The 10,289-nt window shown below is 50.7% G+C and carries 12 protein-coding genes; 5 read left to right on the top strand and 7 right to left on the bottom strand.

Features of this window, described 5'->3' with window-relative positions:
* Positions 1–138: 138 nt before the first annotated feature.
* Together ACYCZJ_RS13940 and ACYCZJ_RS13935 are read right to left on the bottom strand one after the other, a co-directional pair.
* Entirely contained in the window at positions 139–465 is a 327-nt protein-coding gene (locus ACYCZJ_RS13940; RefSeq protein ID WP_461554837.1) for a TssQ family T6SS-associated lipoprotein, read from the bottom strand.
* Between the two features lie 93 nt (positions 466–558).
* The gene (locus tag ACYCZJ_RS13935; RefSeq protein ID WP_461554836.1) at positions 559–2,238 is read right to left on the bottom strand and encodes a protein kinase domain-containing protein; all 1,680 of its coding nucleotides are present in this window, start codon (positions 2,236–2,238) and stop codon (positions 559–561) included.
* Between the two features lie 190 nt (positions 2,239–2,428).
* Here ACYCZJ_RS13935 and ACYCZJ_RS13930 point away from each other — a divergent pair, with 190 nt between their 5' ends.
* Positions 2,429–3,265, top strand: coding sequence for a PP2C family protein-serine/threonine phosphatase (locus ACYCZJ_RS13930; protein WP_461554835.1), 837 nt, complete (start codon positions 2,429–2,431; stop codon positions 3,263–3,265).
* A 6-nt stretch (positions 3,266–3,271) separates the two neighbouring features.
* A complete protein-coding gene (locus tag ACYCZJ_RS13925; protein ID WP_461554834.1) occupies positions 3,272–3,976 on the top strand; it encodes an FHA domain-containing protein in 705 nt (234 codons plus the stop codon).
* 63 nt (positions 3,977–4,039) lie between these two features.
* Here the strand turns inward: ACYCZJ_RS13925 and lplT are convergent, their stop codons facing one another.
* The gene (gene lplT / locus ACYCZJ_RS13920; RefSeq protein WP_461554833.1) at positions 4,040–5,266 is read right to left on the bottom strand and encodes a lysophospholipid transporter LplT; all 1,227 of its coding nucleotides are present in this window, start codon (positions 5,264–5,266) and stop codon (positions 4,040–4,042) included.
* 70 nt (positions 5,267–5,336) lie between these two features.
* Positions 5,337–5,888, bottom strand: a complete 552-nt coding sequence (locus ACYCZJ_RS13915; RefSeq protein WP_461554832.1) for a hypothetical protein — start codon at positions 5,886–5,888, stop codon at positions 5,337–5,339.
* Positions 5,889–5,959: 71 nt separating this feature from the next.
* On the opposite strand from ACYCZJ_RS13915, the gene ACYCZJ_RS13910 reads away from it, so the two are divergent.
* From ACYCZJ_RS13910 to ACYCZJ_RS13900, 3 genes are read left to right on the top strand one after another with little or no spacing between them, the layout of a single operon-like run.
* Positions 5,960–6,874 carry a LysR family transcriptional regulator gene (locus ACYCZJ_RS13910; protein ID WP_461554831.1) on the top strand — a complete coding sequence of 305 codons (915 nt, stop codon included), beginning with the start codon at positions 5,960–5,962 and terminating at the stop codon, positions 6,872–6,874.
* A 21-nt stretch (positions 6,875–6,895) separates the two neighbouring features.
* A complete protein-coding gene (locus ACYCZJ_RS13905; RefSeq protein ID WP_461554830.1) occupies positions 6,896–7,645 on the top strand; it encodes a type 1 glutamine amidotransferase in 750 nt (249 codons plus the stop codon).
* Complete coding sequence (locus ACYCZJ_RS13900) at positions 7,638–8,000, top strand: hypothetical protein (protein WP_461554829.1); 363 nt, start codon at positions 7,638–7,640, stop codon at positions 7,998–8,000. Before ACYCZJ_RS13905 ends, ACYCZJ_RS13900 begins: the two co-directional genes overlap by 8 nt.
* On the opposite strand, the gene ACYCZJ_RS13895 is transcribed toward ACYCZJ_RS13900, so the two are convergent.
* The 3 genes from ACYCZJ_RS13895 to ACYCZJ_RS13885 all read right to left on the bottom strand — a co-directional run bounded on the left by ACYCZJ_RS13895 (position 7,997) and on the right by ACYCZJ_RS13885 (position 10,251).
* The gene (locus ACYCZJ_RS13895) at positions 7,997–8,890 is read right to left on the bottom strand and encodes a phosphoribulokinase (RefSeq protein WP_461554828.1); all 894 of its coding nucleotides are present in this window, start codon (positions 8,888–8,890) and stop codon (positions 7,997–7,999) included. The two genes, ACYCZJ_RS13900 and ACYCZJ_RS13895, sit on opposite strands and share 4 nt — an antisense overlap.
* A gap of 87 nt (positions 8,891–8,977) precedes the next feature.
* The gene (locus ACYCZJ_RS13890) at positions 8,978–9,319 is read right to left on the bottom strand and encodes an FKBP-type peptidyl-prolyl cis-trans isomerase (RefSeq protein ID WP_461554827.1); all 342 of its coding nucleotides are present in this window, start codon (positions 9,317–9,319) and stop codon (positions 8,978–8,980) included.
* Between the two features lie 155 nt (positions 9,320–9,474).
* A complete protein-coding gene (locus tag ACYCZJ_RS13885; RefSeq protein WP_461554826.1) occupies positions 9,475–10,251 on the bottom strand; it encodes a UPF0149 family protein in 777 nt (258 codons plus the stop codon).
* Positions 10,252–10,289 lie beyond the last annotated feature (38 nt).

The raw sequence follows: 10,289 nt of genomic DNA, 5'->3' as shown, positions 1-10,289 counted from the left end.
GCAAGAAATGGACAATGCCGATTCAGAACTGGAAGGCCGCGTTAAATCGGTTCACGATCATGTTCGATGAGCGCATGCCGCAGCTTTAAACGATTTCCCGTTTACACAAAATCGCGGATACCCCCAATTTTTCAGGTACTATCTTTTTTGTAGCCCCTGTTCTGCCCGTACTTCCCTGAACACGGGTCCCCAAATAGGATGCCCTGCCTCTGACGCGCTCAATTCAAAGTCAGGATCGATTTCCATTGCGTCCCTGAACTGATCCCGGCATTGTTTTTTTCTGTCCGTTACACAGTATACAAACGCCAGATATTTGTGCGCGGTTACGCGATCTTTCTTGAATGTAAGCTCATTATCCAGGGCGCTTTGCAGATTTTTTGCTGCCAGCTGGTAGTGGCCGTTTTCGTAATCCTTAAGTCCTGTCGAAAGCGCCTGTTCCGCCTTGCGCGGCGCCAGCCTGTCCAAACCGATTTCACGAATGGGGGCTGAGGAGCAGGCGCTGGCAAGAATGGCGGCGATCAGGCAGAAGAATAGTAATCGAATTGGCACGGCAAACCTCTATTTAAAAATGTACTTGATTTTCATGGTTGAATCGGCTTGCAAATCGATTGTCTTGGAATATGGGTGAAAATCCATATTTCTGATTTCAATGAGGTGCTTGCCTGCTGGTATTTTCAGTTCCTTGAGCGGCGGTGCAGCGCCTATTTTTTTTCCGTCCACATACACTTCACCCCATGGTGTGATGGCAAAACTGAGTGATGCATCACCACTTGTTACTGTAGGAGCAGGTGACGTTGTCACTGTTTCCGGGGGCATCACTTGCAGCCCAGGTGATTTATGAGCCAGGGATGATATGGGTTCCCTGGCTGGTGATGCTTTTGGCAAGGGCGGCAATGCTTGTGTTTTTGAAAATTGGTTATTCGATGAAGCACCCTCCTCGTGTATGCCCGTTATCGGCTTGTCTTCGACAATGCCTGGAATAGGCGCGGGGGCTGGCGTAGATGCAAGTATCGCTTGCTTGGGTACGGTGATATTGCCTTGACGCGACGATTTGCTGCGCATCAAGAGAACAGTGAAAGTCAGTAGCAGAACAATGATGACTGCAATCAAGAGGCTTCTATTCTGCCAGCCCAAAAAACCCTTGGCACGCAGGGAGTGAGTTTGTGTGCCAGGTGTGTTCCCGGGCGCTGCTTTATTATTGTTCTGGCGATTGGAGGCCGGGCCCAGAAACACCGTTGCGTCACCTACGTTGTTTTTTTGTCTGGTTTGCGGTTTTACGGCTTGGGTTTGATTGGGTGGCGTAGCTGTTGATACGGATGAGGGCATTTCGTAGTGGCTCAGATCATATGCCAGCTCTGTTGCGCTTTGGTAACGCTCATCAGGATTTTTGGCCAGCGCTTTAATGACAATCCGGTTAAGCGCTTCGGGAATGCGTGGTGCAAGTATTTTGGGTGGGATAGGGTCTTCATTTACGATGCGGTACATGGTGGTGTTGATGTTATCGCTACTGAAGGGGGATTCGCCTGTCAGCATCTCATAGAGCACGACAGCCAGCGAAAATAAATCAGAACGACCATCGACGACCTGCCCCTTTACCTGTTCGGGCGCCATGTATTTCGGCGAGCCCAATACCGTTCCCTCCAATGTTCTGGAGCCGGTGGCCATCTGAGCGATCCCGAAATCGGTGATCTTGGCCATTCCGCCGCGTACCAGTACGATATTGGCAGGTTTTATATCGCGGTGTACGACGCCATTCTTGTGTGCGTATGCCAGGCCATGCGCAATCTGGGCGGCGATATTGACGATTTTTTCCACTGGCATCGCGGTATGCACATCCAGGACTTCTTTTAATGAAGGTCCTTCCAGAAACTCCATTGCCATATAGACGATGTTATCCGCTTTGCCGATATCGTGGATGGTGACGATGTTAGGGTGATTGAGGCTGCCTGCGGATTTGGCTTCCCGATAGAAACGCTCTTCGAAATTTACCTCGTCACTCCCGGATAGATCAAGATTGATGGTCTTGATGGCAACGGTACGGCCGATGAGCGGGTCGATCGCCTTGTAAACAACGCCCATGGCGCCTTGGCCAAGCTCGAAGAGAATTTCGTAACGACCCAGTTTTTTGATGATTTTGTTAGCCGTCATTGGATGCTGCGTCGGAATACAAATAAGTGATGAAAACCAAGTATAAATATAAGGAAGAATATATTTATTGTTTTTTCCGGTACTTTTCAATGCCGGTAAGAACGGCGTTTGCGCGGATATCTTTAGTGAAAGATGAACATTCTCTGTAAGTCATAGTCTGTATTGCTTATCTTGCCAAGGCGATGAGAGAATGAAACGCTGAATACGATATTGGAATGAACACATAAAAAATAGCCTTTTTGATGCGATACCAATAATAAAACAGGAGATGATAAAAATCATGACAGCGCGCAGTCCTTTCCATCTGGATGTCGCCAGTGCCACGGATTCGGGTGTGGTACGCAGATTCAATGAAGACAGTATCGCAACAGACGGTGATCTCGGATTGCTGGTGTTGGCAGACGGTATGGGGGGATACAAAGCCGGGGATGTGGCGAGCTCGATTGCTACCGGCCTGGTGACGGATTATCTTAAGCGCATGCTGAATGACATGGCGCCGTCGCCAATACAGTCGGCCAAATTATCCCGCGAATCGATGGCAGTCAAATTGGCAATCGAAAAAACCAATCTGGCGATTTATAAAACTGCGCAAACGGATAGCAAATATAACGGGATGGGAACAACCATCGTTCTTATGCTGTTTCATCATGGCCTGGCAACCATTGCCCATGTAGGGGATTCCCGTCTTTATCGCCTGCGTCAGGGACAGCTGGAATTGTTGACGCACGATCATTCCCTGCTTCAGGATCAAATGGAACAGGGCTTGATTTCCTCTGAAGAAGCCAAGCTGTCACATAATCGCAATTTGGTGTCGCGCGCGCTAGGCATCGAGGCAACTATCCAGGTGGATGTCTGCGAACATAATGTGCAGGCAAACGATATTTATTTGCTGTGTTCTGATGGATTGAATGACATGGTGGATGATGACGATATTGAACTGGCTTTGGTTGAATTGCGCTGCAATCTGCCTCTCGCGGCGACTCAATTGATACAGATGGCGAACGATAATGGTGGACATGACAATGTTTCTGTACTGATTACCCAAGTTAGGAATGGCGAGATGGTAAAGCGTAGCTTAATGAGCAAACTTTCCAACTGGCTGAAGTCTTTAGGATAAAACGATATGGCGAAACTGATAGTAAGTTGCGAAGGCGCAATCGTAGGACATTATTTCCTCGATAAGGAGCGGTTTGTCATTGGCCGGAAACCCGACAACGATATTGCGCTGGAAGGTGCTGGTGTCAGCAATCTACATGCTGTCATCCTCTCCAGTGGTAATGATCATGTTTTGGAGGATACCGATAGCACCAATGGCGTATCGGTCAATGGGGAAAAAATAACCAGGCGTATTTTGCAAAATAACGATGTGATCGAACTGAGCGGCTATCAGGTGAAATATGTCAATCAGCGCGCAATATCGGACATGGATTTTGACAAAACAATGATCATGAAGTCAGTGCCGCTGGACGTGGAACCGTTGCCCAGGAAGGATGCTATGCCTGGCAAGCCGCAATTGGCGACGGCTACACTTTCCGCACGTTCAATAAAAACCAATTTTCCGTTGGGCGGCGTGAAAGACATGAAGGCACCGCAATCGGGAGAGGAGATATTGATCAGCCGCCCTTTAAAAACTTTCGGGCAGGCTGGTGTGCAGGTGATTATGGTTTCACGCCGCCCGCAAGGCTACTATGTGACTCATGTGGAAGGGAGAAGACATCCCCGAGTCAACGGAAAATCGATCGGCTCCCAGCCGTTTTTACTCAGGGAAAATGACTTGATCGAAGCTGAAGATGTGAAACTGAAGTTTTTTATGAAACAGGCGGGCTAGCTGGAGCAGGGTTGTAATACGGCGGATTGCCCCTTTTGCCGGCCTGCTCTCCATTCTCAACGTTTAAATGTGTTGAATACCACCAATGCGTTGAAATCGTATCTGGATCGCCAGCATCGACAGGCTGATGAAGCTGCCAAACGCAACAATAATCCAGTCCATCGGCCAGCCGGCGCGATCCATCAGCGCATAGAAACCGAGCAGAACGAGAATGGAAAGATTTTCGTTGAAATTCTGCACGGCGATGGAATGGCCTGCACCCATGAGCAGATGGCCACGATGCTGTAGTAGCGCATTCATCGGTACCACGAAAAAGCCGCCCAGTGCCCCAATCAACATCAACATCACGGCTGCAATGTATGGGCCGCTCACAAACATCATGCCGATAACCACTACCCCCATTACGATTCCTGCGGGCAGTACTTTGATTGAATCATGCAGTTTGATATAGCGTCCCGCCAGCATTGACCCAATCGCGATACCTACAGCGACAACAGCGGTGAGTTGGGTGGCTTTTTCCATGTCGTATTTGAGTACCAGACCGGCCCAGGTAAGGATGACCAGACGCAAGGTGGCACCCGCCCCCCAGAACAGCGTAGTGACGGCAAGTGTGACTTGGCCAAGCGGGTCGCGCCAGAGCAGTTTGAAACTGTGCCAGAAATCATGCAGCAAAAATAATGGATTGCGCCTGGGAGGACGATGGTCCATTTCGATACATGGGATGAACAGATTGGCCAGCGCAGCAAAAATATAGAGTAACGTAATCAATACGATGGCGAGTTTTGCCACGCTGAGGTCGCCCAAAAATGGCAGATGCGCAAGGATATGCCCAGCAATATTGGCGTTGAGCATCAATCCGCCAAGTATTGCGCCAAGCACAATGGCAAGCACGGTGGCGCCCTCCATCCAGGCATTGGCGGCAACCAGTTTGGAAGGTGGAAGATATTCGGTAAGGATGCCGTATTTGGCGGGTGAATAAGCTGCGGCCCCAAAGCCGACGATACCGTAGGCATACAGGGGATTTAAACCTGCCAGCATGGAAAAACATCCAATCATCTTGATGTTGTTGCTGATGAACATGACGCGGCCTTTGGGTAGCGCATCGGCGAACGCACCCACAAAAGGTGCCAGCAGGATATATGAAACGACAAAAAATTCTTGCAACACAGGGGTATGCCAGGATGGCGCATTCAGGTTCTGGAGCAAGGCAATGGCGGCAAATAGCAGCGCGTTGTCGGCTAGTGCAGATAGGAACTGCGCACTGAGAATAATGTAGAAGCCGAGTTTCATGCAGACATAACGTTGAAGTGAGACGTTGGGTTAAGGTATGGCGATATTTCCCTACGCATGAATTTGGATATCACTGCGATTTATTGTTGCGTTTGGATTTCGCCAGCGCCTTGAGCATGGCTTCCTGCTCCGCAAAGGAAGGAGCGCGACTGCGATTATTCAGGGCCGAATCTGTGCCAGGTAAAACGTGACCGCCACGTTCCTGTTCCTTGACCTTGAGATAGTCGTCCAGATCGTCGTCTGTGTATCGGCCACGAAATCCTTTGGGAGCCGCTGTGCTGCGCTTGCTCTTATATATCTGTATGCGCAGCGCTTTATTGAGGGTGGCCACGCGATCCTCAATCCAGCGGATATCGTAAGCCGCAAAGCCTACGAGAAGCACGATAATGAGCAATGCGGCCCAGTTTGCTCCAAACCACCACGTAATCAGTGCAACGATGCTGGCAATGCGGTAAATCCAGGCTCCCCGAACCTCTTCCAGATAAGATCGATGCAAACCCAACGGAAACAAAGCGAGTAAAGCGTACGCCTTGGGTCTACGTTTCATTAACTGTACCAGGCGCAGGTTCGCGCTTTGTAGACCTTCACCCTCCAGATCGAGGTGTTTCCATGCCTCACTCATAAAAACTGTCTATCTTCATCAAAGAAATTGTGATTGAATAACGAATTATTCTTGTTCAAGTCGGCATACCCATGGCAGATCGCCGTATCCAAGTATTCTACACTGTCGCCAAGCAGCTTAGCTTCACTAAAGCTGCCGAGTTGCTATTCATGACCCAGCCTGCGGTGACATTTCAGGTCAAACAATTCGAGGAACATCTCAACACGCGCCTGTTCGAGCGCACCCACGGCAAGATCGCATTGACCCCAGCAGGTGATCTGGCAATGTTTTATGCCGAAAAAATTCTTGACCTGAATGCCGAGATGGAAGCGCGCATGGCAGAAATGACCGGCCAGATGAGCGGACCATTGATGATTGGCGCGTCTACGACAATAGCGGAATACATGCTGCCCCGTATTCTCGGCGATTTCAAAGCCAAGTTTCCGCAAGTGCAGGCCCGGCTAACTGTGGCCAATTCCGAAACTATCGAAAATCGGGTGAATGACCATAGCCTTGACGTCGGATTGATCGAGGCGCCTTCACATCATCCAAACCTGACGACAGCAGCCTGTTGTGAGGACGAATTGTTGCTGATTTGCAATCCGGATCATGCATTCGCCAAACTGACTAAAATATCCCCACAACAACTGGCTGAAATTCCATACATCAGCCGGGAACTTGGATCAGGGACACGCGAGGTGATAGATCAGTATTTTCGGGACAATGGCATGCCGCCGGAAGATCTTAATATCGTGATGGAATTGGGTAGCCGTGAGGCGATCAAAGGTGCAGTGGAGGCCGGGCTGGGTGTGGCGATAGTATCGGGCTCCACGGTGATTAAAGAGCTCAAGCTCGGCGATCTGGTTGCCGTGCCACTTGATAAGCCATTGCGTCGACAGTTGACACTGGTTTATGCACAGGAGAAATTTCGCTCCAAGTTACTCCAGTCTTTCCTGGACTTTGTGGATACCTGCCTCATCAATGTTGTGGATAAATCCAGGAAATAAACTCAATAGGGTAGTTTAAAGATGAAACAATTCATGGTTGTACAACACACCTATTCTGAATTTCTCGGGCCGATCGAAAAACAGCTCGAATCACGCGATATCGGCTTTCAGTATCAGCGCCCGTTTCTGGGTGCGGATTTGCCGGGTACCGCTACCCAGCACGATGCGCTATGGCTGCTGGGCGGCGCGTACCCGGTGACAGACGACGAGGCATGTCCGTGGGTTGATGACGAAATGCGTTTGATCGGCTTGTTCAAACGCATGAAACGACCGATTGTCGGCATTGGTTTTGGCGCATTGGTCGTGGTGCAATACGAGGGCGGAACTGTGCATGAGGAACCTTACTTCAATGCTTATTTCACCACCTGTCATAAGACAGAAGCGGGATGCGACGATCTGCTGGCGAATGCGGTGGATGGTAAAAAGATGCTGGTTATGTACAACGGCCGTGCTGACCTGCCTGCCGGGATTGAGCCTATCGTGGTGGATGACGAGGGTAACTGGCTGGCTATTCACCCGGATGAACAGACCTACGCCATGCTGTTCCGTCCGGAGATCAAACCCGGCATGATTGAAGACATGATCATGGAAGACAATCGCCCGCTACCGGATAACATTGGCGATTTGCTTGGAGAAGCACGTGAGCTTTGGACGCAGACTCAAAAGAATACCGCCGAAGTGTCATTGGCGTTGGTTACTGCACTTGATTTGATGACGGAGCACCGGAAAATGCCGGTGTTCAGCCTCAATGTGGTGAAGACAGGTGACTAAAAATGAAAAGAAACTGCTGCAGCAGTTTCGTGGTTTGACCGAAAATCAACGCGAGACATTGCTGGATTTCGCTGCTTTTCTGGCGACGCGCGAAGAAGTTTCGGCGGTTGCCGAACTCGTTCAGCCAGTATCGATCGAGCGTCCGGAACAGGAATCAGTGGTCAAAGCCATCAAGCGTCTGATGGCGACATATCCCATGCTTGAGCGTAATAAGTTGCTGCATGAAACCTCCAACCAGATGACTCGTCACGTTATCCATGGCATGCCGGCGGTGACGGTGATCGACGATCTGGAAGCGCTCTTCCGCAACCATTACGAAACGTATATCACGGCATCCGACCAGCAGACGCCTTAGCCGGCGACCATATCCCGCGCTGCAATCATTTTGGCAATCAGCGGGGTACAGATCATTTCGATCGCCAGAGTCATTTTCCCGCCGGGAACCAGCATGGTATTACGTCGTGTCATTTGCGCGCCGTCTATTTTTTTCAGTAGTTTCGGAAAATCAAAATGCTGGGGATCGCGTAAATGAATTACGACGATGCTTTCGTCAGCCCCTGGGACATCGCGCGCCACGAATGGATGTGAGGTATCCACCAGCGGTACGCGTTGTACATTAATGTGGGTGCGTGCAAATTGAGGAACAATGTAATCCACGTAATCCGGCATGCGATGCAGAATGGTCTCTATGACCAATTGCTCGCCGCAGCCACTGCGATCACAATCGTGATGGATTTTCTGTATCCATTCCAGGTTCACAGAGGGCGTGACACCAAGCAGTAAATCTACCTGTTCAGCAATTTGTATGGACTTCGAGGTTTTGCGGGAGGACTGTGAAAAACCGCCATGATGCCCTTCGTAAAATAATACGTCAGTATTGGCCGGGAGTGCCTGCCAGGGAGTAAATTTACCTGGTTGTGTGCCAAAACGCGCCGCCTCATTATCATCGTGGGCATAATTACGGGTTTTGCCGGAGCCGGATTGGCCATATTCAAGGAATAGCGTTTCAAGCTTATCCAGCAGGTTGGCGTCAGGATGGAAATGACTGAAGCGCTTGCCCTGAGTGGTGGCGGCATTGATTTTGGCGCTCATGGCGGTGCGTTCATGGCGCAGAAAACCATCGCCTTGTACCCATGCAGGCTGAATCTGCAAGCGCCGGAACAGGTCTGCAAAGGCGCGCCGCACGGTTGTGGTACCCGCGCCGCTCGAACCGGTTACCGCGATGATGGGATGCTGTTTTGACATTTGTATCCTCCGTCGTCAGGCTGTTCTTCAACAAAATATTCAGACTTTGTCAAAACAGCCCAGGATCAAATCCTGAATGGTGCAGCCTTATTTGACCTTAATGAGTTCCACATCGAAAATCAGCACTGCATTGGGTGGAATTACGCCGCCCGCACCGCGCGCGCCATAGCCAAGCTCAGCAGGTATGGTTAGCTTGCGCTCGCCACCTTCCTTCATGCCAGCCACCCCTTCATCCCAACCGTGTATCACTTGCCCGGCACCGAGACGGAATTCGAACGGCTCGTTGCGATCCTTGCTGGAGTCAAATTTGGTGCCATTGGTCAGCCAGCCTGTGTAGTTGACCACAACGGTATGACCGGGAGTGGCGGTGGCGCCTGTGCCTACAACAATATCTTCATATATCAGGCCGGACGGGGTGGTGGTTGCCATTCTATTGCTCCTGTCAGTGTGGGGATGGGGCGATTTTACAGTGGTGTTAACGGAACTGGTCGCATTTGCATTGCCGCAGGCAATAAATAAACTGGCCAATGCCATCATGGTCAATATGCGAATTTTCAATTTAGGGCTCCTGATGATGGGTTTGTTTAGTGTAACTTTGCCGGTGCGCCACAACACTTTTTGAATTTCTTGCCGCTGCCGCACGGGCAGATGTCATTGCGACCAGGGTCGGGCGCTGCGCGCACGGGCTCAGAAGGCGTATAGTCTGCCACACGCTGCCAAAATCCTCGCAAATCATAGGCCGCCAGGATGGCCGCACCTATCCATTCCGGGCGGGTATGCTCACGTTCGTGTGTTGCTTGTTCGGCGTCCGGAACGGTCAGAATATAAAACGGGTCGAGCAGGGCATCCAGTACATCTTCCAGCGCATGACCGGCGGGCAGGCTCCACTCGTCTTCCCAGTGTTCAACACCCCAGACAAAACCTTCCGCCCAGGCCATACCCATATAGGCGATATCCAGTGACGCCACTTCCGCACGTTCTTCGGGACTCATGTCGGATAGCGTCGCTTCCCAGTCATTTAAAAACGGCACCAAGGCACCGGGTGCGTCCAAATCTTCTATCGCCAGTGCCAGGGCCACGCCGATGTCATGCCAGCGGCGATTGAAAAAACTCATGAATTCAGCACATTGTGCCGTACTGGAAAATGCTGCCATATAGTCTTCACCCAATAAGGCAGGCAGATATTCACCCGGCTCGATTGGCCGTGGCGCGCAATGGAGCGCACAAATCAAGCCATCCAGTGCCTCGAGTTCAAGCGGGAAATCGGTCCGGTCACCGATGGTGTCCAGCAGTTCTGCGAATGCAGCAATCTCATCGGGAGATAGTGGCAAGTGCTTGTCGTTCTCAGGGGGTGTATTCATGGGAGTACTCGCTGATGAAATGCCCAAATTTGGCAAGT

Source organism: Sulfuriferula sp. (assembly GCF_054605375.1).
Note: the sequence above shows the minus strand (reverse complement) of the source record. Positions and strands in the feature narration are given on the sequence as shown.